Source organism: Rhodoferax sp. GW821-FHT07F03, from assembly GCF_059418745.1.
In genome coordinates, this window is sequence record NZ_JBWKQM010000020.1 from 47,479 (window position 1) to 71,884 (window position 24,406).

Below are 24,406 nucleotides of genomic sequence, written 5' to 3' on the forward strand. Positions count from 1 at the left end.
GCGGTAATGTGAATCTTGGCTCTTACACGCCGCTGACATGCAAAGTAGGCAATGATCGACAGTATCCCCAATCCTACAATCCAGCCGTAAAGTTACCAATATTCTGCGCACATATGTCCGAACCCACTTCCTCAAAAAACGCTCCGCTCGGCCCCTTACCCAGCTTTATTTTTGCTAGCCGCTGGCTACAGCTGCCGCTCTACCTCGGCCTGATTGCCGCACAAGCGGTGTACGTGGTGCATTTTTTAATGGAGTTAATGCATCTGATACAGGCCACTTTGGGCGACCAGGATGCGCTACAGATCCTCGTTACCAGCGTGGGCTACAAAAACACGACCGTTCCGACTGCGTTGAATGAAACCATCATCATGCTGGTCGTTCTGGCGCTCATCGATGTCGTGATGATCTCCAACCTGCTGATCATGGTCATTGTGGGGGGCTATGAAACCTTTGTCAGCCGCATGAACCTGGACGGCCACCCTGACCAGCCAGAATGGCTTAGCCATGTGAACGCCTCGGTGCTGAAGGTCAAGCTGGCGACCGCCATCATCGGTATTTCATCGATACATTTGCTGCGCACTTTCATCAACGCGGCAAATTACGAGGTAAAAGTTCTGATGTGGCAGACCATCATCCACGCCGTATTTCTACTCAGCGCGCTGGCCATCGCCTACACCGACAAGCTGCTGACGGCCACCCACAACGCTCGACATTAAGTCCAAGCATATTGACGATCGCCGAGGGCGGGCTCACACAAGAAGACTACGCCGCCGCTCGGCCCCTTGCTTACGCTCAATCAACCACTTCGCAAGCTCCTCAGCCGCCATAGGACGCGCAAAATAGTAGCCCTGCAGTTCGTCACAAGCCAAGGCCCTCAATTGACCGGCCACCTGCTCCCCCTCCACCCCTTCCGCCACCACCTTCAGGCCCAGGGTATGGCCCAAGGCAATGATGGCGCGAACAATCGCCAGGTCGGTCGGATCGGTCAACATGTCGCGCACAAAAGACTGGTCTATTTTCAGCTTGTCGATCGCAAAACGCTTGAGGTACGCCAGACTGGAATAGCCCGTCCCAAAGTCATCGATCGATAGCTGGATGCCCAAAGCCTTGAGCGCCACCAGCTGCTCCTCGGCCAGGTTGGTGTTGCCCATCAGCACGGACTCCGTGATCTCGATTTCCAGCGCCGCAGGCATGACACCGTGCTGCTGCAGACAATGGCGCACCTGCTCGGCAAGATCGCCGTCGGCCAACTGCAGTGCAGACAGATTGACCGACACACTGAGGCTGCTCAGTCCCTGCCCGTGCCAGCGTGCCAACTGCGAACAAGCCTCTTGCAGCACCCAGACTCCGATCGGGCGGATCAGGCCTGTCTCTTCGGCCAAGGAAATAAAACTGGCAGATGGCACAGCCCCCAGCTCCGGGTTGTCCCAGCGCAGCAAAGCCTCCACACCCACAACGTCCAGGGTATTGGCATTCACCTTGGGCTGGTACTGCAGGCTGAACTCGCCCAATGCCAACGCCTGGCGCAAGTGCTGCTCCAATACCAGCCGGTGCTGGGCCAATTGTTCGATCTCGGGCTCGTAGAAGCGCAGCATATCGCGCCCCGCATTCTTGGCCACATACATGGCGGCATCGGCCCGCCGCATCAGTTCATCCAGATCCGTACCGTCTTCAGGGTACAGCGCCACACCCACACTGCAAGACACATGCAAGGCATTGCCCTCCACATGGTGTGTCTGCCGAATCAGCGGTATCAGCCGCTGTTCGACCATCTCTTGCACCTCACTACGTTCGACAATACCGCGCAATACGATCACATATTCATCGCCACCCAGCCGACTGACCGTATCGCCAGCCCGCACCACCCGTGTCAGCCTGCTGGCCACGGACCGCAGCACGCCATCGCCAATATGGTGGCCCAAGGTGTCGTTGATGATCTTGAAGCGGTCCAGGTCAATGAATAGCACTGCGACGCGATCGCCGTCGCGCCGCGCTGCTTGCAGGGCTTCTTCCAACCTCAGCACGCACAGGGCGCGGTTGGGCAACTCCGTCAATACGTCGTGCTGCGCCAGATACTGCACCCGGGCTTCGGTACGCTTGCGGTCGGTGATGTCTACGGATATGCCGATGTACTGCGACACCGCCCCCAGACGCGAGCCGTCCCGTACGGCCGACACCATCAGCCAGGCCGGATAAGTCTCGCCCGAACGCTTGAGAAAATTCACCTCGCCCTGCCAGGCATCACGCTCCTGTAAAAAGCCATCCAGGTGTTGCCCCAAGGTTGCGGCCTGCGGCCCTTCGATCAAAAACCCCAAGTGCTCACCAATCACCTCATAAAAATCGTAAGAAGTGCTGCGGCAAAACGCGCGGTTCACACTGAGTATTTTTTGCTTGGGATCCATGATGATGATGCCCTCCGACGAGGCCTCGAACACCTTGGCCCACAGCTCCAGGCGCTTCTCCATCACCTTCAGCACATTGACGGGGGTAAACGCCGTCAGCACCGCATCCCGCCCTTGAAACTGCAAGCGACGCGCTGACAACACGGCCCAGGACGGCTCGGCAGCACCCTGCCAGCGCACCTCGAATTCATCCACCTTGCCCTGGTCGGACAGGTGCTGAAAAAAACGCGCACGCACGCCATGCTCCAGACCTGTTACCCAGGGGTCACGGGTGCTGCCCCCTAGCCACAGCTGGGCCGGTGCATTGGCATGCAGTACCTCGTGGTCGGGTACGGCAGTCACCACAAGGGCGATCGGGATAGCCTCCACCAAAGCCTGCTGCGCCTGGGCTGCACGGGTACGGGCCGCCGTCTCCTGCTGCACCATGCGCTGTTCGTCCAGCTGCGCCAGCATGCCATTGAAAGCGGTGACCAATTGGCCTATTTCATCCCGGCTGTGCCACACAGCGCGCCGCGTGTGGTCGCCGGTCTGGCGCACGGCATCAGCCACCAAAGCCAGCTGCTTCAGCGGCCGCGAGATCTGCCGGGCCACCGCATACACAAGGCTGAGAATGCAGGACAACAGCAGCAGTGCCGTGCCCAGGTCCAGCCACATGCGACTGAACAGCATATCCACGCGGTCATGCAGCAGGCGGTCCAGATCGGTTGCCGTGCTCGCCCAAGCCGTGCTCATCGCATCCAGCGTCTCGGTGTAATGGATGCCCAGCTGCGCAAGTATCTGGGGATCAGAGTTGCCATCGGCCAGCTCCTGCACGGCAGTCAAGAATGCGCCCAGCCTTTGCTCCAGCAGCTTGCGTCCATTCTCCAGCGCTGCGCGCTGCACCGGCGTGCCTGCGGCAAATGCCTGGTTGTAGTCGGAACGAATACCCAAGGCCACGGCATCCAGTCGGCCAGCCAATATCAACAGCTCGGTGCGCCGGTCTGTCACGCCCGACGGAATTTTGTCTGCTGCGGGTGCCTTGGGAAGTATGCGTACCGTGTCGTTCAGCACCTCCAGCAACTCGGGAAAGCGCAGCACCACCAGGGACATGGCGTAGTAGCTATCCAGGTCCGGGTCCAGAATCAAATTCGACTGGTTGCCCACCGTGGTGAGCAGCTCGCGGCCTTGCCGCACCATGCCTTTCAAGGCATTTTGGCGCTCCACCTCGTCCACTCGGGCGGCGATACGCCAGGCGGAAATGAATTCCTGGCTGGCCTGGGTGGTTTTCAGCTCTTCGTCCAGGCTTTCGCGCAATTGCTGAAAGCGTTGCAACGCAATGTCACTCTGCCCGCTCTGCGATGGCAGAAAGGGCAACATCAATACATCTCGTACCGCAACGCTGTACGCCGTGCCTCTGATCTCCTTGCGGGTGAAATCAATGGACAGGTACTTTTCGTGGATCAGGATGCCGGACACATAAATGACCGCGGTCAGGTCCAGCAGGTAAATCAGCGTAAGTTTGCGCCCCACGCTCAAGCGCCCTAGCCAACGGGTGAACGTGTTGGTCAACGCCATGGCGTTAGGCGGGCTCCGGAATCAAGACGTGGAAAGAACTGCCCTGGTGGGCAGTCCTTTCCAGTAGAGCTAAGTAAGATGCCAGCTCTCCGCCGCTCAGTTGGCGGTAGGAACCAAAAACTCTCGGCTGATGTACGCGCCCAGCTCATTCACCCGGTCCAGGAACTGGGTCAGGAAAGCATGCAGGCCGGTGGCCAGGATTTCATCGATACGGGCAAACTGCAAATCGGCACGCAGTTTGCCGGCGCGGCGCAGCGTCTCGCTGCCCGGGTCGCTGGACACCAGCAGCAGATTGTTCAGCACCTCGTTCAAGCTGCCGTGCAGCGAACGCGGCATGTCGGCGCGCAGAATCAGCAGCTCGGCGACACGCTCTGGCTTGATCACATCGCGGTACACCTTGCGGTACACCTCGAAACCCGAGACGCTGCGCAAAATAGCGCTCCAGTGGTAGAAGTCGTACTCTTGGTCCTTCTCATTGGCAGTGCCAAAGAAGTCGCTTTGCACCGCATGGAACTTGACATCCACCAGGCGCGCAGTGTTGTCGGCCCGCTCCAGGAATGTACCCAAGCGCAGGAAGTGAAATGCCTCGTCCTGCAGCATGGTGCCCAGGGTCACGCCGCGCGACAGATGCGAGCGGAACTTGACCCATTCGAAAAACTGCGCCGGGTCATTTTCAAACTCGCCGGACTTCAGCATGCGGTTGACTTCCAACCAGGTGGTGTTCAGCGTCTCCCAGACCTCGGTGGTCAGGGTGCCGCGCACCGCACGGGCATTCTCACGCGCCGCGCGCAGGCAAGAGATGATGGAGGATGGGTTTTCTTCGTCCTTCACCATGAACTCCATTACCGACTGGGAGGTGATGGCGCCGTGCTTTTCGGTGTAGGGGTGCAACAGTTCGCTGATGGACAACAGGCCTTGCAGGCCCACCTGGGCCACTGCGTTGGACTGGGGCAGCAGCGCTGTTTGGTAGTTGATATCCAACATGCGCGCTGTGTTCTCCGCGCGCTCGGTGTAACGGGACATCCAGAATAAATGGTCAGCGGTGCGTGACAGCATGAGATCGTTCCTTGTTCTGTGTGTCTACGTGTCTAGGATTGGGATTGGCTGTGCACGGCAGGCACGGTCGCGGGTACGGAGTCGTCCTCCAGAATCCAGGTGTCTTTGGTACCGCCGCCCTGGGACGAGTTCACCACCAGCGAGCCATCTTTCAGGGCCACGCGGGTCAAACCACCGGGCACCATCTGCACTTCCTTGGCAGACAGCACAAACGGCCGCAAATCGATGTGGCGCGGCGCAATGCCAGACTCCACAAAAGTCGGGCAGCTCGACAGGCTGAGCGTGGGCTGGGCGATATAGCCGCTAGGGTTGGCCAACAGCGCGGCACGGAACTCCTCGATCTCTGCCTTGGTCGATGCCGGCCCCACCAACATGCCGTAGCCGCCGGCGCCATGCACCTCCTTGACCACCAGGTCTTTCAGGTTAGCCAGGGTGTAGGCCAGGTCGTCCTTGTTGCGGCACATGAAGGTGGGCACGTTGTTCAGGATGGGCTTTTCACCCAGGTAGAACTCGATCATCTTGGGCACATAGGGATAGATGGACTTGTCGTCTGCCACGCCAGTACCCACGCCGTTGCAGATGGTCACGTTGCCGGCACGGTAGGCGGCCATCAGGCCGTCACATCCCAGGGTGGAGGTCGGGCGGAAGACCTGCGGGTCCAGGAAATCGTCGTCCACGCGGCGGTAGATCACATCCACCCGCTTCGGGCCACGCGTGGTGCGCATGTAGCAGAAGTTGTCCTTGACGAACAGGTCCTGACCTTCCACCAGCTCGATACCCATTTGCTGCGCCAGGAAAGCATGCTCGAAGTAGGCGCTGTTGTACATGCCGGGGGTCAACACCACCACCGTCGGGTCGGCCGTGGCAGCGGGTGCAGAAGCACGCAAGGTCTCTAGCAGCAGGTCGGGGTAGTGGGCCACGGGTGCCACGCGGTGGCTGCTGAAGAGGTCGGGGAAGAGGCGCATCATCATCTTGCGGTCTTCCAGCATGTAGCTCACGCCGCTGGGCACGCGCAGATTGTCTTCCAGCACGTAGTACTCACCGTTGCCCTGGGCATCGGGGGCGCGCACGATGTCCACGCCGGAGATGTGCGAGTAGATGTTGTTCGGCACGTCCACGCCCATCATCTCGGGGCGGAACTGGGCGTTGTTCACCACCTGCTCGCGCGGGATGATGCCGGCCTTCAGAATTTCCTGGTCGTGGTAGACGTCGTGGATGAAGCGGTTCAGCGCAGTGACGCGTTGTACCAGACCTTTTTCCATGCTGCCCCACTCGTGGGCAGGGATGATGCGGGGGATGAGGTCAAACGGGATCAGGCGCTCGGTGCCCGAGCCGTCCTCGTCCTTGGCACCGTACACGGCAAAGGTGATGCCGACGCGGCGAAAGATCATCTCGGCCTCTTCGCGCCGCTTGGCCATCATGTCGCCCGGCTGCTTGGCCAGCCATGCGTCATAGATCTTGTAGTGATCCCGGATCTGCTTTCCCTTAGAGAAAAACTCATACGGTAGCGCTGTATACATTTCGTCAAATTTCTGCATAAGTTTTCATCTCCTGAAACCAAAGAATAGCAAGTAACGAGCCATGTTGATGTGTAAATGCGCAACTCGCACAAATTAAGCGCACAACGCTGGGACCTATGTTCGCCGCATCCATCGTAACGACATTTCAGAGCGCTCCATCCGCCAACTGGTGCTGCCAGTAGTGCGGCGCTTGCTGCCGATCGCAGACCACGCGCTGCGGCGCCACCGACTGCCAAGTGGCCGCCCCACAGTGGCTGCTGTCCACCACCTGGATGCCGCGCTTCTGGTAGCGCGCCAGCACGGGCGGCGCGGGGTGGCCAAAGCGGTTGCGGTAACCCGCTTGCACCAGCGCAAAACGGGGTCGCACCGCGTCCAGAAACGCCGGGCTGCTGGAAGTCTTGCTGCCGTGGTGGGGCACCAGCAGCACATCGGCCCGCAGGGTGTCCGCCCCACCCACCAAACGCGCCTCCTGGGGTTGCTCGATATCGGCCACCAACAGGGCGGTATGTGCGCCGTTCGACACGCGTAGCACGCAGCTCAGCGCATTCGGTTTTGCGGGGCCGGCGTAGTCGCCCGCCAGGGGATGCAGTACGTCAAACCGCACGCCATCCCAGTCCCAACCCTGCCCGGCGGCGCAGCGTGTGACCGAGCGCAGCGTTTGCAAAGGGTGGCCGGATTCAATGGAGCTCAGCAATTCCGCCTGCGGCTGCAGCCCCAGCACCGAGGCCGCGCCGCCGCTGTGGTCGCTGTCGCGGTGGCTGACCACCACCGTGTCCAGCGTCTCGGCCATGGCGCGCAGCAAAGGCAGCAGCACCCGCTGACCGGCATCGCTGTCCTGGCCCCAGCGCGGGCCCGTGTCGTATAGCAGGCTGTGGTGGGCCGTGCGCACCAGCACGGCATTGCCCTGGCCGATATCGGCCGCCAGCAATTCAAATTGACCTTCAGGCGGACGCGGCGACTGCCACAACAGCACCGGCAACAACATAGGCAAACCCAGCGCACGCACACTCCAGGGTACCGGCAACACCAGCACCACACCGCCAAAAACGCCTGCAGCGCCTATCCACAGTGCGGGAGCAGCTACCGAAACCGTAGCAAATGGCAGCTGCACCAGATACTGCAAAACCCAGCCCAGGCCATCGATACTGCCGGCAGCCAGCTGCCACACCGGCGGCAGCAGCACCCCCAGCATGCACAAGGGCGTGACCACCAGCGTCACCCAGGGAATGGCCAGCAGATTGGCCAGCAAGCCCACCACCGAGACCTGCTGGAACAGCAGCAGCGTCAAGGGCGTGAGTGCCAGCGTAATCGTCCACTGCTCACGCAACATGGAGCGGAATCGGCCTCCAGCGCTGGTATCACCTGCGCCAGCAGCTCCCAAATCTGTAGCAAACAGCACGGCCACCGCGACGAAACTCAGCCAGAACCCCGCCTGCAGCAAGGCCCAGGGATCAATCGCCACCACCACCGCACAAGCCAGCAGCCACACGGAGGGCCAGGGCCAGCTGCGGCCGCTCAAGCGCAATACGCCCACCGTCGCCAGCATCCATACCGTGCGCTGCGAGGGCACACCCCAGCCACTGAATACCGCGTAGACCAGCGCCAACATCAACCCACCCACCAAAGCCACCTGCGGCACCGGCAGCCACAGGCCGGCGCGCCAGCCCAGCACATCGCTGCGCCGCCATAGCCAACCCACCAAGCCCGCAGCCAGCCAGGCAAACATGGTCACGTGAAGCCCGGAGATGGACATCAAATGGGCTACGCCAGCGGCTCTGAACATATCCCAATCGGTTCGTTCGATGGCACCCTGGTCACCCACCACCAGGGCCGCAATCACGCCGGCCAAATGGCGGTCCGCCACATGCAAATAAATGGCGTCACGCACTGCCTGGCGCGCCCGCTCCACCGGATGCCACCAGGTGCTGTCCAGCAGTTGCGGCGCTACATCATTGGGGCCGGCACGCACATAGCCGGTGGCCTGCACGCCCTGCTCCCACAGCCACAGCTCGAAGTCGAATCCATGGGGATTGCGCCCGCCGTGCGGCGCCTTCAAGCGCAGTGTCATCTGCCAGCGTTGGGCGGCGCGCAGGTCTGGCAGCTGGCGCTGCAGCTCCCATTGCGTAGCACTGCCACCCGCGCCAAAAGCCAGCACGCCGTCATACCAGGACAGATCGATGCGCGGCGGCACGGCAACCGGCGCATTGCCCATGCGGGCAGACTCCACTTCCAGCCGAAAACGCAGGCCCGACTCGGTACGCTGTGGCATCTGCGCCACCATCCCGACCACCGTGATGTCTCGCCCCTCCAGCGCGGGGGCCAGTGCGGTTTGGACAAAGGCCGAGCAGCGCAGGCCACACGACCCAAAGGCCAGCAGCAAGGCACCCAGAAAAGCCAAGGCCCATCGGGCCATCCCATGCATCCAAGGCGCTGCAAAAGCTATTCTTTTGATAGCTACACACGCAATCAAAACAAGCGCTAGCAGCACGATCAACACATAAACCTGCCAAGACCACAGCTGCGCCTGCCCGAGCTGCAACGCCGTACCCGCCACCCAGCCTGCCAAGCCAGGAGCCACCAGCACCACGCGTTTAATCTCAGACGGCCATGGGTTTTGCATAGAGTTATGTTGAACTGCCACAGTATCTACACATTCTCGTGGCTCAGGACTTGCTAGTATGCGGGCAGGCCAAGACGTTGTCTGGCCAGAACTTTCCAGCTACCAAGAGACACATACATGTCGATCCACGCCGCACTGAACCACGTTACGCACTATAAGTACGACCGCCCGGTCAACCTCGGCCCCCAAGTCATCCGTCTGCGCCCTGCCCCCCATTGCCGCAGCAATGTCATCTCTTACTCGCTGAAAATCGAACCCGCCAACCATTTCGTGAACTGGCAGCAGGACCCGTTCGCCAACTACCAGGCTCGCCTGGTGTTTCCCGAGAAAACCACCGAATTCAAGGTCACCGTCGACCTTGTGGTCGAAATGGCGGTGTACAACCCCTTCGACTACTTCCTGGAGCCCGAGGCCCAGCACTTCCCCTTCAAGTACAAGGACGGCCTGAAGGAAGAACTCTCTCCCTATCTGGCAACCGAGCCTGTCACGCCACTGGTGCAGGCCTATCTGGATAAGCTGAATCTGGAGAAGCAGCCGACCAATGACTTTCTGGTCTCCATCAACCAACAGGTCCAGCACGACATCAACTACCTGATCCGCATGGAGCCCGGTGTGCAAACGCCAGAAGAAACCCTGGAGAAAGCCAGTGGCTCCTGCCGCGACTCCGGCTGGCTGCTGGTGCAGTTGCTGCGCCATTGCGGCCTGGCGGCACGCTTCGTATCTGGCTACCTGATCCAGCTGACCCCCGACGTGAAAGCCCTGGACGGCCCCAGCGGCACCACCGTGGATTTCACCGACCTGCACGCCTGGTGCGAAGTCTTCCTGCCCGGTGCCGGCTGGGTCGGCCTGGACGCCACCTCAGGCCTGTTTGCAGGCGAAGGCCACATCCCCCTGGCCTGCACGCCCCAGCCCTCCAGCGCCGCGCCGATTGAAGGCGGCGTGGACAAGGCCGAGGTCGAGTTCGAACACCACATGCAGGTCACGCGCCTGTATGAATCGCCACGCGTCACCAAACCCTATACCGACGAGCAATGGGCCGAGGTGCTGGCCCTGGGTGAAAAAGTGGACCAGGACCTGGTCGCCGGCGATGTGCGCCTGACCATGGGCGGCGAGCCCACCTTTGTCGCCGTGAACGACCGAGACGCCGCCGAGTGGAACACCGATGCCCTGGGCCCCACGAAGCGCGGCTTCGCTACCGAGCTGGTGCAAAAACTGCGTGACGAATACGGCCAGGGCGGTTTTCTGCACTTTGGCCAGGGCAAGTGGTACCCCGGCGAGCAACTGCCACGCTGGGCGCTGAATATCTTCTGGCGTGCCGACGGCCAGCCCGTGTGGCGCAACCCCGCCCTGTTTGCCGATGAACGCCAAGCCTCCAACTACACCAGCGAAGACGCCCGCCGCTTCAGCGAGCGCCTGGCGGAAAACCTGGGCATCACCACCAAATTCATCCTGCCCGCCTACGAAGACGTGTGGTACTACCTGTGGCGCGAACGCCGCCTGCCCGTCAACGTAGACCCGTTCAACTCCAAGCTCAGCGACGAGATGGAACGCGCCCGCCTGCGCCGTGTTTTCGAGCAAAAGCTGGACTCGGTGATCGGCTATGTGCTGCCCGTGCGCCCCGCCGACGGCCCACGCCTGGCCGGCCCGGTGTGGACCACCGGCCCCTGGTTCCTGCGCGACGAGCGCATGTACCTGATGCCCGGCGATTCGCCCATGGGCTTCCGCCTGCCGCTGGACTCCTTGCCATGGGTCAGCGAGGCCGAGTTCCCCTACATGATCGAGCAGGACCCGTCGATTCCACGCCCCGGCCTGCCTGAATCCAGCAGCATTTACGCCCGCTACGCCAACCGGGCTGCGCCGCGCGCAACCGGCTTCACCAGCAGCGCCACCGCCGTAGGCGGCCCGCTGCGTCCGACCCAGGTGCCCACCCTGACCGAGCGTGCCAGCATGCCCTACCAGGCCGGTGGTACGCCGCAGCCCGAAGCCGCGCGGCAACGCCAGGACGGCTCGGCCAGCGCACTCGGCGCAGTGCCCCCGTTGGCGAACGCGTCCCGCCCCGGGCAAACCGAGCCCACCGACTTCAACCGCGTGCCGGCACGCAACGAGTCTGCATACTGGGTAGGACGTACCGCGCTGTGCGTGGAAGTACGCGACCCGCGCCGCGCCAGCGGCCCCAAGGCCGAAGCCGTGGGTACCAAGTCCGGCGTGATCTACGTCTTCATGCCGCCACTGGAGCTGCTGGAGGACTACATTGAACTGCTGTCCGCCGTGGAAAACACGGCCGAGCAACTCGGCGTCAAGCTGGTACTCGAAGGCTACCCACCACCACGCGACCCGCGCCTGAAGCTGCTGGCCGTGACACCCGACCCCGGCGTGATCGAGGTCAACGTACACCCTGTCACCTCTTGGGGCGAGTTGGTCTACAACACCGAGTTTTTGTACAACGCCGCATTTGAATCGCGCCTGAGCGCCGAGAAGTTCATGACCGATGGCCGCCACGTGGGCACCGGCGGCGGCAACCACTTCGTCATGGGTGGCGCCACCCCGGCGGAAAGCCCGTTCCTGCGCCGGCCCGAGCTGCTCACCAGCCTGCTGGTCTACTGGCACAACCATCCGTCCCTGAGCTATCTGTTCAGCGGCATGTTTGTCGGCCCGACCAGCCAGTCACCGCGTGTGGACGAAGCCCGCAACGACCAGCTCTACGAGCTGGAAATCGCGGTCGAGCAAGTCGCCAAGAACCGTGAAAAATACGGCCAAGACATGCCGCCATGGATCGTGGACCGCACACTGCGCAACATCCTGATCGACGCCACCGGCAACACCCACCGCAGCGAGTTCTCCATCGACAAGATGTACTCGCCCGACAGCGCCACGGGTCGCCTGGGCCTGCTGGAGTTCCGCGCATTCGAGATGCCGCCGCATGCCCGTATGAGCATTGCCCAGCAGTTGCTGCTGCGCGCCCTGGTGGCCCGCTTCTGGAACACGCCCTACAAGGCGCCCGCCACGCGCTGGGGTACCGAGCTGCACGACCGTTTCATGCTACCGGCCTTCATCGAAATGGATTTCAACGACGTGATCGACGAAATGGTGGCCGCAGGCTATGCCTTCGACCGCAGCTGGTTTGCACCGCACCTGGAATTCCGCTTCCCTCTGGTAGGCGACATCCAGACCCATGGCATGACGCTGACCCTGCGCAATGCGCTGGAGCCCTGGCATGTACTGGGTGAAGAAAGCACGTCCAGCGGCACCGCCCGCTATGTGGATTCGTCCCTGGAGCGCATGGAAGTGCGCGTGACCGGCTTCAACCAAAGCCGCTACGTCGTCACCTGCAATGGCCATGCCGTGCCGCTGCAACCCACGGGCACCGTGGGCGAATATGTATCGGGCGTGCGCTACCGCGCCTGGAACCCGCCATCGGCCCTGCATCCGACCATCGGCATCCACGCGCCGCTGACCTTCGACATCGTGGACACCTGGATGAAGCACTCGGTAGGTGGCTGCCAGTACTTCGTGACCCATCCAGGCGGTGTGAACTACGAGAACTTCCCGGTCAATGCGAATACCGCAGAGAGCCGCCGTTTATCGCGCTTCACACGCATGGGGCATACCCCTGGCGAAATGCGCGTCCCCCCGGCCACCATCAACGTGCCCGGCAGCCGCGAGTTCCCATTCACCCTGGATCTGCGTCGCTGATCCACCCGCCGCCCGTAACGGGTGGCATATGTTTATGCACGGGGGCATCCGCCTGCGGCGTTTGCCCCCTCATCTGGTGTGACAATTGGGTGAATTGTGGAAAATCAGAACACCCCCCTATTTCAAATGCCCATGTCGCAGGACCCACGAGCCCTGGCGTCTGTGCTTGCGCGCAGCGCAGCCCTAGGGCATTTTGATGAGTTACGCGGCCAAGCCAGGGCATCCGACGCCAGTCCGCACAAGTCCGCCGCCGAGCGCGCGCCCCTGGTACCCGAGTGGAACCATTTCTTTGAACACCTGGGCTCCAGCGGCTTTGCCGACCTGAACCGGCGCACCGAACAGTTGCGGCGCCAGATCCACGACAACGGCGTCACCTACAACGTTTATGCCGACCCGGAAAACCCACAGCGACCCTGGTCGCTGGACCTGTTCCCGCTGATCGTCACCCCGGAAAGCTGGCAGCAAATCGAAACCGGCGTGCTGCAACGCGTGCGCGTACTGGACCGTGTGTTGGCCGATATCTACGGCCCCCAGCAACTGCTGGCGCAAGGCTTGTTACCGCCCGACTTAGTGCAAGGCCACCCTGGCTATCTGCGCTCCATGCATGGGGTGCAGCCCCTGGGCAGCACCCATCTGCACGTGGCAGCCTTTGACTTGGCGCGCGGCCCCGACGGCAACTGGTGGGTGGTATCGCAGCGCACGCAAGCCCCTTCGGGACTGGGCTATCTACTGGAAAACCGGCTGTCCATCTCGCGCCTATTCCCGCAAGCCTTCGAGTCCATGCACATCCAGCGGCTGGCCGCGACCTACCAGGCCTTGGTGGATGGTCTCAAGCGCATGAGCCCGGCAGGCAAGGACGCCCATATCGCCCTGCTCACCCCCGGCCCCTACAACGAAACCTATTTCGAGCACGCCTACCTGGCACGCTACCTGGGTTTGACGTTGGTAGAAGGCAGCGACCTCACGGTGCGCGACCAGCGCCTGTACCTCAAGACCCTCAAGGGCCTGGAGCCAGTGCACGGACTGCTGAAACGCCTGGACGACCAGTTTCTGGACCCGCTGGAGCTGCGGCCTGACTCCCGCCTGGGCGTCCCCGGGCTGCTGCAAGTCATACGCGCGGGCAATGTGCTGATGGCCAACCCGCCCGGTTCGGCCTTCCTTGAATCCCCCGCTTTGCTGGGTTTTTTGCCGGCCCTGTCGCGCCACTTGCTGGGCGAAGACCTGCAACTGCCGGCCCTGCCGACCTGGTGGTGTGGCGAGCGCGCCGCCATGGAAGCCGCCCTGCCCGAACTCGGCAACTGCGTGATCAAGCCAACCTACCAGGGTGCTGCCAGCCGCCGCTCGTTTGACGCCGTGCTGGGCAAATCTCTGTCGCGCCGCGAACTGGACGAATGGGCCGGCCGCATCCTGCGCCAGGGTGACGAATACACAGTGCAAGGCTATATGCCGCTGTCGCAAATGCCCACCTGGAGTACCCAGCCCGGCCAACCGGCACGCATTGCGCCGCGCTCCACGATGCTGCGCGTATTTGCTGTGTCGGATGGTCCGCAGTCCTGGCGCGTACTGCCTGGCGGCCTGGCGCGCATGGTGAATGCTGGCGACAGTGTGGCCTCCATGCAGCGCGGTGGCAGCAGCGCCGACGTATGGGTCAAGGCCCAGGGCGAAGTGGACCGTACCACGCTGCTGCATACCAGCCTGTCACCCGAGGCCGTGACCCGGCGCAGCCACCGCGTCACCAGCCGCGCCGCTGAAAACCTGTTCTGGCTGGGACGCTATGCCGAGCGTACCGAAAACACCTTACGCCTGGCACGCGTCACGTTGGAAGGCCTGGGGGGCGAGGACCAAACGGCCACACCCTTCCTGTCCTGGCTGCATGAGATGTCGGTACAGCATGGCCTGGTGCTGGCCGCTGTACCCTCTCCGCTGCAGGCTCGGCGGGTGTTTGAACGCTCACTGATCGCCGCACTGGCCGACCCCAATGCCGCGCACAGCGTGGGCTACAACCTGCGGGCCATCAAGAACACGGCCGCCACGCTGCGTGAACGGCTGTCGCAAGAGCACTGGAACGTCATCCTGCGCGCCGAGGAGAAGTTCTTCAGCCGCTGCGCCCGCAATGGCCGTGGCGGCGACTTTTCTCCCATCGAAGCCTTGCAGGTACTTGAAGCCACCAGCACCCATCTGGCCGCCATGACCGGCGCCCAGACCGACCGCATGACGCGCGATGACGGTTGGCGCCTGCTCAGCATTGGCCGCCATATCGAACGTCTGGGCTTTTTGTCCAGCGCTTTGGCACGTGGCTTCAAAACCGGATCCGTGGCCAACACCGGCGGCTTTGAAGCCATGGTGTCGCTGTTTGACAGCAGCATCACCTTCCATTCGCAGTACCAGCAAAGCCGCGAAGTCGTGGCCCTGCTGGACCTGCTGGTGCTGGACCGCGATAACCCCCGCTCGCTGGCCTGGGTCGCCCAGACCCTGCGTGGTCGCCTGGCCAAGCTGGCTGGCAGCGCGCCGAATGAGCTCAGCCCCATGGCCCAAAAGGTGGTGGCACCGGCCGACTGGGATCTGGCCAAGCTGTGCAGCGTGGACGCCCAGGGGCACTACAGCCACCTGATACGGCTGCTGACGCAATGTGCACAATGTGCCTATGACACCTCGGATGAAATCAGCGCCACCTACTTCACCCACTCGCGGGACGCCAAGCGAAGCCTGGGAGCCTGAGTTGCACCCGCATGCCCGCCAGGCCGCGCACGGCGCAACCCATTGAAAAGGCCACCAAGATGCGCTTGGAAATCACCCACGAAACCAGCTACACCTACCATCCGGCAGTTGAAACGGCCCAGCACGTAGCGCATTTGCGCCCGCCCAGCAGTGCCCACCAGCAGCTACTGAGCCATACGTTGGAAATCAGCCCCACGCCCAGCCAGCTGACCCAGTCTTTGGATGTGTACGGCAATCTGTGCTCGTTCTTCTCGCTGCAGGCCGCCCATGAAAAACTGTGCGTGATCGCCCGCAGCGTGGTCAACACCCGCGAACCCGCCTGGGCTCAGAGCGGCGTGCCCTGGGAACAGGTGCGCGAGCGCTTTCGCTACCAAGCCGGCAGCCGCTTCAATCCGGCAGCAGAATTCGTGTTTGCCTCACCCTATGTGCCGCGCCATGACGATTTCGCGGCCTATGCACGCCCCAGCTTCGCTCCTGGAGTACCCCTGCTGGTAGCGGCACAGGACCTGATGGAGCGCATCTATACCGACTTCACGTATTCATCCGAAAGCACCGAGGTCAATACACCCGCAGTAGAGGCACTAGCGCTACGCCAAGGCGTATGCCAGGACTTTGCCCACATCATGGTGGCCTGCTGCCGTGCCATGGGCTTACCGGCTCGCTATGTGAGCGGCTACCTACTGACGCACCCGGCACCAGGCCAACCCCGGCTGATTGGCAGTGACGCCTCCCACGCCTGGGCATCCGTCTATGTGCCCGACATTGTGGGTGACCAGGGCTGGTGTGACTTCGACCCCACCAACAACCGCATGCCGGGTGAAGACTATGTGACCCTGGCCACAGGCCGTGACTATTCCGACGTGTCACCGATGCGCGGCGTCATCCATGGCGGCGCCAGCCACACCTTGCGCGTCGCCGTCACCGTGATGCCACTGGAAGCCGCGCCGGTATCCTATGCCCACCTGACCCAACGCCAGGGGCAGACCGGTTCAGGCCAAGCAGACAGCGGCGCATCGCAAAGCCAATCCCAAAGCAGCAGCTGGTTGCCCTCACCCATGCAATGGCAATCCTGAACTGAACCTGCGCCCACTTACTATCAAATAGATAGCTGCCTGCGCAGATAAAACCTGCGCTACAACCATTTTTCATCATAAGGAAGCACCATGGACATTTACGCCAAGCTCAAAGAACTCAACATCACCCTGCCCCCCGTTTCTACGCCGGCAGCAGCCTATGTACCCTTTGTACAAACCGGCAATCTGGTGTTCCTGAGCGGCCATCTGGCCAAGCAGGATGGCAAGGTCTGGGTGGGACAGCTCGGCAAGAACATCAGCACTGCCGAAGGCCAAGCGGCCGCCCGCGCTGCGGCGGTTGACCTGCTGGGCACGCTGCACGCTGCAGTCGGCGATCTGAACAAGATCACCCGCATCGTCAAAGTCATGTCCCTGGTGAACTCCACCGCTGACTTCACGGAGCAGCATCTGGTGACCAACGGCGCCAGTGAATTGCTGGGCACAGTGTTCGGCCCAGTGAAAGGCGCGCATGCACGCAGCGCTTTTGGCGTGGCGCAAATCCCCTTGGGTGCTTGCGTAGAGATCGAACTGGTTGCGGAAGTCGCGTAAACCAGCCTCGGCTTAAAAAGTCTCCCAGTCGCCTTCGCCGCCCGCTGAGGCACTGGGCCGGCTTGCGACAGCTGCCTTGGGCGCAGCCAAGGTCCGTGCTGGAGGGCTGACCACCTTCTTCGCTGCCGCAGTTGCAACAGGTTTTTGGGTGTCCAATTTGGCTGCGGGCTTGGTACTGTGGCCAGTGGCAACAGCGGCTTTGGCCGGTGCAGCATGCCGGGACAGCGTGGACTGACCCTGGATAGATGGGGGCACTTTGAACACCGCCACGGCGGATGCCAACTGCGCCGCCTGTTCCCGCATACTGCTGGCTGCAGCCGCGCTTTCTTCCACCAAGGCTGAATTTTGCTGGGTCATTTGATCCAATGTCACCACGGCTTGGTTGATTTCACCGATGCCCGAACTTTGCTCGTTGGCCGCCGAGGTGATCTCGCCCACGATATCGGTCACACGCTTGACCGACTGCACGATGTCAGTCATGGTACTGCCAGCCTGCGCCACCAGTCGTGCGCCCGACTCCACCTTCTCCACAGAACTATCAATCAAGTTCTTGATCTCTTTGGCGGCTTGGGCGCTGCGTTGCGCTAGGCCGCGCACTTCACTGGCCACGACCGCAAAACCACGGCCCTGCTCGCCCGCACGGGCCGCTTCCACAGCCGCATTCAACGCCAGAATATTGGTTTGAAAGGCAATGCCATCGATGACGCCGATGATGTCCGCAATCTTCTTGCTACTGGCATTGATGTCCTCCATCGTCACCACCACCTGCTTGACAACTTCACCCCCCTTTTGCGCCACGCTGGAAGCATTCGCCGCCAAGGTACTGGCCTGGTGTGCGCTGTCGGCACTCTGACGCACAGTATTGGTCAAGTGGTCCATGGACGCAGCTGTCTGCTGCAAATTACTGGCTGTCTGCTCGGTGCGGGCAGCCAGATCATTGTTGCCACTGGCGATTTCAGCGCTGACGGTCGCAATGTTGTCCGTGCTCTGACGAACCTGGTGCACCATTAGTCCCAGTGACTGGCTCATTGCGCGCAGAGACCGCAGCAGATCGCCAAACTCATCCTGGCGGGTCGAATCAATCTCTGTACTGAGATCACCTTCGGCAATACGAGCCGCCACAAAATTAGCCTGCTCCAGCAACTGCCGGATGCTATTGATCAACCAGTATGCGCCGCCCAACAATCCCAGCACCAACAGCGCAAGCCCCACACAGACAACCTGGAACAGCATCGCCCGCTGCGCATTGGTTTCCACCTCCAATCGTGCCTGGGCTTGCTCCTGCATTTCCACGAATTTGCGCTGTTCGCTCAAATAATTGACAACTGCGGTCTTCACCTCGCCTTTCAGCAAAGCTTGGGCCTCGTCGGTTTTGCCATCTTTTTTGAGCTGCAATGCCCGCGCCCGCGAATCCAGCACAAGTTTGCGGTTGGCCGCAATTTTGTCCAGCTGAACCTTGTCCTCAGGCGACAACTCCATGGCCGTGATCTCTTTTTGGATCTCGGTAATTTGGCTACTGGTCGCCGCAGTCGGCTCCTTAAACGCCTCGCTGACCGAAGCATCCGAACTCATCAAGCCGGCCTCGGCCCGCACCGCATTCAGCGCCGTCAAACCGGCCCACTGGGTAGAACGCACCACACGCAGCTCCATACCCCGCTGCGCCGTTGCCCCTTCAATCGCCAATTTCGCGGAACGAAACCCAAGCAGCCCAACCAACATCAGCACGAGAACTACGACAACCCCCACCGCCAACCAGAGTTTGGCCGCCACTCGCAAATTGCTGAATTTCATGCTGTGCTCCTTGTAATGAGTGCATTCCATCTTTCGCGAATTGTGACAGACATCCCCCGAAAACATGAAGCCGGTATTACCCCGGTTACATACTCTATTCCAACCTTAATACAGCACTCGGCTTGAACCCCAGATCCGCTAATTTGCCCTTGCGCCCACGCACCGCACGGGCATTGTTCAGGCTACGGATTTCCAGGGTTTCAGAACGCGGTTTGGCCCCACGCCCCACACCATCGATGCGGATGCTGCGCGTGTAAGCCACGGCGCCGGCCAGGCTGTCCTTGTCTTCCAGATCGATCATCATCAGACCACGTCCGCCCTTGGGTTGATTCTTCAGCTCTGTGATCTCGAAGGTCAGAATACGCCCACCCACCGATGCGCAGGCCACATGGGTTGCCGGCAGCACTGGCTGGCCACCGCCACCACCGCTGGCGTGCGACGGTGCACACACCGTCTCGCCCTCACCCACGGTGATGAAAGCCTTGCCACCTTTTTGGCGCGACAGCATGTCGTCCACCGTAGCCAGAAAGCCGTAGCCGCCAGAGCTAGACAGCAACAGGCAAGCAGCAGCCGGGCCGGCAAAATAATGCGCCACCTGGGTACCAGGCTCCAGCTCGATCAGCGTGGTCACGGGCTGGCCATCACCCCGTGCACCCGGCAGCGAGGCGACCGGCACGGTGTAGACCCGACCGACCTTGTCCTTGGCCGTGCCGAACACCAGCAAAGTATCGACACTACGGCACTCGAAAGTGCCGTACAGCGCATCGCCCGACTTGAAGCTGTACTCGGCCGCCGCTCCAGCGGCCCGATCCTTGGCCCAGCCCTTTTGGGCACGCACCCAACCTTTTTGCGAGACCACCACGGTAACGGGTTCGTCCACCACCTTGACCTCGACCACGGCACGCTTTTCGGTTTGGATCAGCGTACGGCGTGCATCGGCGAACAGTTTGGCATCGGCCTCGATCTCCTTGACCATCAGGCGGCGCAGCACGGTGGGGTTGGCCAGCAACTCCTCCAGCTTGGCCTGTTCTTCGCGCAGGTTCTTCAGCTCCTGCTCGATCTTGATGGCTTCCAGCCGGGCCAGTTGGCGCAGGCGGATTTCCAGAATGTCTTCGGCCTGGATGTCACTGAGATTGAAACGCGCGATCAAGGCAGCCTTGGGCTCGTCTGCCGTGCGGATGATGGCAATCACTTCGTCGATGTTCAGCAGCACCATGTGCCGGCCTTCGAGGATGTGGATGCGGGCCAGCACCTTGTCCAAACGGAAGCGCGAACGGCGCTGCAGCGTGGTCTGGCGGAATGTGATCCACTCCTGCAGCATCTGGCGCAACGACTTCTGCATGGGCCGCCCATCCAGGCCAATCATGGTCAGATTAACCGGCGCCGAGGTTTCCAGGCTGGTATGCGCCAGCAGCGCGGTGATCAGCTCCTGCTGCTCGATACGGCTGGTCTTGGGCTCAAACACCAGGCGTACGGCAGCTTCCTTGTTCGACTCGTCACGCACCACGTCCAGCACCGACAGCACCGAGGCCTTCAGCTGGGTCTGCTCCAGGCTCAGGGCCTTTTTGCCAGCCTTGATACGCGGGTTGGTGAGTTCTTCAATTTCCTCCAGCACGCGCTGGGTACTGACGCCCGGCGGTAGCTCATGCACCACCAGCTGCCACTGGCCGCGCGCCAGCTCTTCGATCTTCCACCGGGCGCGCACCTTGAGCGAGCCACGGCCGGTACGATAGGCGTCGGCGATGTCGGCGGCGCTGCTGATGATCTGGCCACCACCGGGATAGTCGGGGCCAGGCACGAGGGCAAACAGCTCCTCTTCGCTGAGCTGCGGCGTCTTGATCAGGGCCACGCAGGCATCGGCTACTTCGCGCAGGTTGTGGCTGGGAATTTCGGTCGCCAGGCCCACGGCAATGCCGCTGGCACCATTCAGCAGGTTGAACGGCAGACGGGCTGGCAATTGCTTGGGCTCTTCAAAGGAGCCGTCGTAATTGGGCACGAAGTCAACCGTACCTTCATCGAGTTCGTCCAGCAACAGCGTCGTGATGCGGGACAAACGGGCCTCGGTGTAGCGCATGGCCGCTGCGCCATCGCCATCGCGCGAACCGAAGTTACCCTGGCCGTCGATCAGCGGATAGCGCTGGCTGAAGTCTTGCGCCATGCGCACCATGGCGTCATAGGCAGCCTGGTCTCCGTGCGGGTGGTACTTACCCAGCACATCGCCCACGACTCGCGCGCTCTTGACGGGCTTGGCACCGGTGGCACCGTTGGGCCCGCCAAAGCCCAGGCCCATGCGCGACATCGCGTACAAAATACGACGCTGCACCGGCTTCTGACCGTCGGTCACATCGGGAATGGCCCGGCCCTTGACCACGCTGAGCGCGTATTCCAGGTAGGCACGCTGGGCGTAGCCAGCCAGGCTTTGGCCGCCATCGTCCATCACGATCAGCGCGGGCTCTTCTGGCGGTTGCTGGGGTGGCTGTTGGGGCGGGTCTTGCGGCAGGTCCAATTCAGGTTGGTCGGTCATGGTCAAAGCACAAACTTCAAAGCAGAAAAGAAATAAAAAGACAGGGCCGCCCGCCACCGGGCGGCACAAGCAGGCCTAGCGGGAATTCAGGGAGCCACGCGCAGCAATGGGGCGTCTGCACTGGGCGGCATATTGCCGCGGCCAGACGCCCCGCCGGCCAGCTCCATGCGCACGCGCGTCGGTTGGCGGCGCTGGGCCGTCGCAGCCGCAGGCTTCAGGCTGGTGTAGAGCTGCAGCACGTTTTTGACGTAGGCCTGGGTTTCCTTGAAATTGGGAATCCGGTTGCCAGCCTTCTGTACCGCGCCCTCACCGGCGTTGTACGAGGCCACGGCCAAATCCAGCTGGCCGGGAAACATACGGATCAGATCGCTCAAGTAGCGGGCACCGATACGGATATTCGTCTTCGGGTCGGTCAGCTTTTGCTCAATGCTGTTTTTGGGGTCACCCACCAGGCCATAGCGCTCGGCCGTGGCCGGCATGATCTGCATCAGGCCCACGGCGCCCTTGGGCGACACGGCCGTGCTGCTGAAACCGGATTCGGTGACGATCAACGCCTGCAGCAACTCGTAGTCGATGCTGAGCTTGTTGGCGGCCTCTTGCAAATGGTGTTTCACCAGCTTGTAGCTGGGAGAAATATCAAAAAACGCCAACAACTTGGATGGAACGCCGGGTGCCGGCTGGGCCGCGCTGGTGAGCGGCTGCAAACCCTGGGTGGTGTCAAAACTTTCGTCGCCCTGGAAGAACAGCTCGTAACGCTCATCCTCCCGCAGGGTCGAGAAATGCGCCACACCCTGGGGGTCGATATAGCCCCACACATCCGCATGCGCCATCTGCTGCAAAAAGAGTAGCAGAAAGCCCAGGCAGAATCTGCGGTAGATGCCAAAAGTATTCATGGTTTCATCAAACGTCGATTTCAACCGCATCACCGTGCAGTTCCATGAGTTCACGCCGTGAACCGGCCTCGCCTTTACCCATGAGCTTGGTGATCAGGTTTTCAGTCTGCTCGAAGTTAACACTCCCCAGCTGCACCGGCAACAGGCGCCGGGTATCCGGGTTCAGCGTTGTGTCCCACAGCTGCTCGGCATTCATCTCGCCCAGGCCTTTGAAGCGGCTGATGCTCCAGGCACCTTCGCGCACGCCTTCCTTGCGCAGCTTGTCCAGAATCGCCGTCAGCTCGCCCTCGTCCAGCGCATAGGCCTTGGACGCCGGCTTTTTGCCGCGCGCCGGCGCATCCACGCGGAACAGCGGCGGACGGGCCACGTACACGTTGCCGGACTCGATCAGCTTGGGGAAATGGCGGAAGAACAGGGTCAACAGCAGCACCTGGATATGCGAGCCGTCCACGTCCGCATCACTCAGGATGCAGATCTTGCCGTAGCGCAGGCCACTCAAGTCGGGGGTATCGTTCGGGCCATGCGGATCGACGCCGATAGCAACCGAGATGTCGTGGATTTCAGTGTTGGCAAACAGCCGGTCGCGCTCCACCTCCCAGGTGTTCAGCACCTTGCCACGCAGCGGCAGAATCGCCTGGCTTTCCTTGTTGCGGCCCATCTTGGCGCTGCCGCCAGCGGAGTCGCCCTCGACCAGGAAGACCTCGTTCTGCGCCAGGTCGCGGCTTTCACAGTCGGTCAGCTTGCCGGGCAGTACGGCCACGCCGGAGCCCTTGCGCTTCTCAACCTTCTGGCTGGCTTTTTGCCGGTACTGGGCGGCCTTGATGGCCAGCTCCGCCAATTTCTTGCCATATTCCACATGCTGGTTCAGCCACAACTCCAGCGCCGGACGCACAAAGCTGGACACCAGGCGCACGGCGTCGCGCGAGTTCAGGCGTTCCTTGATCTGGCCCTGAAATTGCGGGTCCAGCACCTTGGCGCTGAGCACAAAGCTGGCGCGGGCGAACACGTCTTCGGGCAGCAGCTTCACACCCTTGGGTAGCAGGGAATGCAGCTCGATGAAGCTCTTCACCGCATTGAACAGGCCGTCGCGCAAGCCCAGCTCATGCGTGCCACCCACGGTGGTGGGGATCAGGTTGACGTAGCTTTCGCGCACCGGCGCGCCGTCTTCGGTAAAGGCCACGCACCACTGGGCGCCCTCACCTTCGGCAAAGATTTCATGGCCGCCGTCGGCAAAGCCCTCGCCCTCGAACATGGGGATGACCAGCTCGCCGTTCAGCGTCTGGGTCAGGTAGTCGCGCAGGCCGCCCTTGTACAGCCAAGTCTGTACATCCTTGGTCTTTTCGACCGTCAGCGTCACGGTGACGCCGGGCATCAGCACCGCCTTGCTGCGCAGCAAGTGGGTCAGCTCGGCCATGGGCAGGGCCACTGACTCGAAATATTTGGGATCGGGCCAGACGCGTACGCTGGTGCCGGACTTGCGGTCACCGGACTCGGCCTTGCGCACCTGCAGCGGTTCGACCACGTCACCATCTGCGAAGACAAGCTTGGCTACCGAGCCGTCGCGGTGGGAGGTAGCCTCCAGCCGCAGCGCCAGGGCGTTGGTCACGCTCACGCCGACGCCGTGCAGGCCACCGGAGAAGCTGTAAGCGCCTCCTTTGCCCTTGTCGAACTTGCCGCCCGCATGCAGGCGGGTGAACACCAGCTCGATGACCGGCGCTTTTTCTTCCGGGTGCATACCGAACGGAATACCACGTCCGTCATCTTCGATGCCCACGGAGCCATCAATAAAAAGAGTGACGCGGATACGCTTGCCGTGGCCTGCCAGCGCCTCATCGGCCGCGTTGTCCAGTACTTCCTGGATTACGTGCAAGGGGTTGTCGGTACGGGTATACATGCCCGGCCGCTGCTTAACGGGCTCCAGGCCCTTGAGTACGCGGATCGAGCTTTCAGAATATGCGGGGGTTGCAGAAGTTTGGGTTGCCATGCGGCGGATTGTAGTGGTTCATCGCCACA

The 24,406-nt window shown here is 61.9% G+C and carries 13 protein-coding genes; 5 read left to right on the forward strand and 8 right to left on the reverse strand.

Features of this window, described 5'->3' with window-relative positions:
• Positions 1-113 precede the first annotated feature (113 nt).
• Positions 114-716, forward strand: a complete 603-nt coding sequence (locus AC07R0_RS24460) for a TIGR00645 family protein (RefSeq protein ID WP_495106839.1) — start codon at positions 114-116, stop codon at positions 714-716.
• 33 nt (positions 717-749) lie between these two features.
• Here the strand turns inward: AC07R0_RS24460 and AC07R0_RS24465 are convergent, their stop codons facing one another.
• From AC07R0_RS24465 to AC07R0_RS24480, 4 genes are all read right to left on the reverse strand, one after another.
• A complete protein-coding gene (locus AC07R0_RS24465; protein ID WP_495106840.1) occupies positions 750-3,956 on the reverse strand; it encodes a bifunctional diguanylate cyclase/phosphodiesterase in 3,207 nt (1,068 codons plus the stop codon).
• 96 nt (positions 3,957-4,052) lie between these two features.
• Entirely contained in the window at positions 4,053-5,012 is a 960-nt protein-coding gene (locus AC07R0_RS24470) for an alpha-E domain-containing protein (protein WP_495076570.1), read from the reverse strand.
• A 32-nt stretch (positions 5,013-5,044) separates the two neighbouring features.
• Positions 5,045-6,550, reverse strand: a complete 1,506-nt coding sequence (locus tag AC07R0_RS24475) for a circularly permuted type 2 ATP-grasp protein (RefSeq protein WP_495076571.1) — start codon at positions 6,548-6,550, stop codon at positions 5,045-5,047.
• A 127-nt stretch (positions 6,551-6,677) separates the two neighbouring features.
• Positions 6,678-9,152, reverse strand: a complete 2,475-nt coding sequence (locus AC07R0_RS24480; protein WP_495106841.1) for a DNA internalization-related competence protein ComEC/Rec2 — start codon at positions 9,150-9,152, stop codon at positions 6,678-6,680.
• A gap of 117 nt (positions 9,153-9,269) precedes the next feature.
• On the opposite strand from AC07R0_RS24480, the gene AC07R0_RS24485 reads away from it, so the two are divergent.
• From AC07R0_RS24485 to AC07R0_RS24500, 4 genes are all read left to right on the forward strand, one after another.
• Positions 9,270-12,845, forward strand: a complete 3,576-nt coding sequence (locus AC07R0_RS24485) for a transglutaminase family protein (RefSeq protein WP_495106842.1) — start codon at positions 9,270-9,272, stop codon at positions 12,843-12,845.
• Between the two features lie 132 nt (positions 12,846-12,977).
• Positions 12,978-15,563: a circularly permuted type 2 ATP-grasp protein gene (locus AC07R0_RS24490; RefSeq protein ID WP_495076574.1), complete on the forward strand. Its 2,586-nt coding sequence runs from the start codon at positions 12,978-12,980 to the stop codon at positions 15,561-15,563.
• 59 nt (positions 15,564-15,622) lie between these two features.
• On the forward strand, positions 15,623-16,636 hold the full coding sequence (locus AC07R0_RS24495) for a transglutaminase family protein (protein ID WP_495106849.1): 1,014 nt from the start codon (positions 15,623-15,625) through the stop codon (positions 16,634-16,636).
• Between the two features lie 90 nt (positions 16,637-16,726).
• On the forward strand, positions 16,727-17,185 hold the full coding sequence (locus tag AC07R0_RS24500; RefSeq protein WP_495076575.1) for a RidA family protein: 459 nt from the start codon (positions 16,727-16,729) through the stop codon (positions 17,183-17,185).
• Positions 17,186-17,197: 12 nt separating this feature from the next.
• Here AC07R0_RS24500 and AC07R0_RS24505 read toward each other — a convergent pair whose 3' ends face one another.
• From AC07R0_RS24505 to AC07R0_RS24520, 4 genes are all read right to left on the reverse strand, one after another.
• Complete coding sequence (locus AC07R0_RS24505; protein WP_495106843.1) at positions 17,198-18,976, reverse strand: methyl-accepting chemotaxis protein; 1,779 nt, start codon at positions 18,974-18,976, stop codon at positions 17,198-17,200.
• Between the two features lie 94 nt (positions 18,977-19,070).
• Positions 19,071-21,413 carry a DNA topoisomerase IV subunit A gene (parC, locus tag AC07R0_RS24510; RefSeq protein ID WP_495106850.1) on the reverse strand — a complete coding sequence of 781 codons (2,343 nt, stop codon included), beginning with the start codon at positions 21,411-21,413 and terminating at the stop codon, positions 19,071-19,073.
• Between the two features lie 173 nt (positions 21,414-21,586).
• Positions 21,587-22,393 (reverse strand): lytic transglycosylase domain-containing protein, encoded by an 807-nt coding sequence (locus AC07R0_RS24515; RefSeq protein ID WP_495106844.1) that lies wholly within the window; start codon positions 22,391-22,393, stop codon positions 21,587-21,589.
• Positions 22,394-22,400: 7 nt separating this feature from the next.
• Positions 22,401-24,377: a DNA topoisomerase IV subunit B gene (locus AC07R0_RS24520; protein ID WP_495106845.1), complete on the reverse strand. Its 1,977-nt coding sequence runs from the start codon at positions 24,375-24,377 to the stop codon at positions 22,401-22,403.
• Between the last annotated feature and the right edge of the window lie 29 nt (positions 24,378-24,406).

What these genes read in the sequence shown, in the direction of transcription:
- AC07R0_RS24465 (WP_495106840.1), bottom strand. Translation starts at nt 3,956, where the DNA reads ATGGCGTTGACCAACACGTTCACCCGTTGGCTAGGGCGCTTGAGCGTG.
- parC (WP_495106850.1), bottom strand. Translation starts at nt 21,413, where the DNA reads ATGGACGATGGCGGCCAAAGCCTGGCTGGCTACGCCCAGCGTGCCTAC.
- AC07R0_RS24470 (WP_495076570.1), bottom strand. Translation starts at nt 5,012, where the DNA reads ATGCTGTCACGCACCGCTGACCATTTATTCTGGATGTCCCGTTACACC.
- AC07R0_RS24500 (WP_495076575.1), top strand. Translation starts at nt 16,727, where the DNA reads ATGGACATTTACGCCAAGCTCAAAGAACTCAACATCACCCTGCCCCCC.
- AC07R0_RS24460 (WP_495106839.1), top strand. Translation starts at nt 114, where the DNA reads ATGTCCGAACCCACTTCCTCAAAAAACGCTCCGCTCGGCCCCTTACCC.
- AC07R0_RS24495 (WP_495106849.1), top strand. Translation starts at nt 15,623, where the DNA reads ATGCGCTTGGAAATCACCCACGAAACCAGCTACACCTACCATCCGGCA.
- AC07R0_RS24475 (WP_495076571.1), bottom strand. Translation starts at nt 6,550, where the DNA reads ATGCAGAAATTTGACGAAATGTATACAGCGCTACCGTATGAGTTTTTC.
- AC07R0_RS24505 (WP_495106843.1), bottom strand. Translation starts at nt 18,976, where the DNA reads ATGAAATTCAGCAATTTGCGAGTGGCGGCCAAACTCTGGTTGGCGGTG.
- AC07R0_RS24515 (WP_495106844.1), bottom strand. Translation starts at nt 22,393, where the DNA reads ATGAATACTTTTGGCATCTACCGCAGATTCTGCCTGGGCTTTCTGCTA.
- AC07R0_RS24520 (WP_495106845.1), bottom strand. Translation starts at nt 24,377, where the DNA reads ATGGCAACCCAAACTTCTGCAACCCCCGCATATTCTGAAAGCTCGATC.
- AC07R0_RS24485 (WP_495106842.1), top strand. Translation starts at nt 9,270, where the DNA reads ATGTCGATCCACGCCGCACTGAACCACGTTACGCACTATAAGTACGAC.
- AC07R0_RS24480 (WP_495106841.1), bottom strand. Translation starts at nt 9,152, where the DNA reads ATGCAAAACCCATGGCCGTCTGAGATTAAACGCGTGGTGCTGGTGGCT.
- AC07R0_RS24490 (WP_495076574.1), top strand. Translation starts at nt 12,978, where the DNA reads ATGTCGCAGGACCCACGAGCCCTGGCGTCTGTGCTTGCGCGCAGCGCA.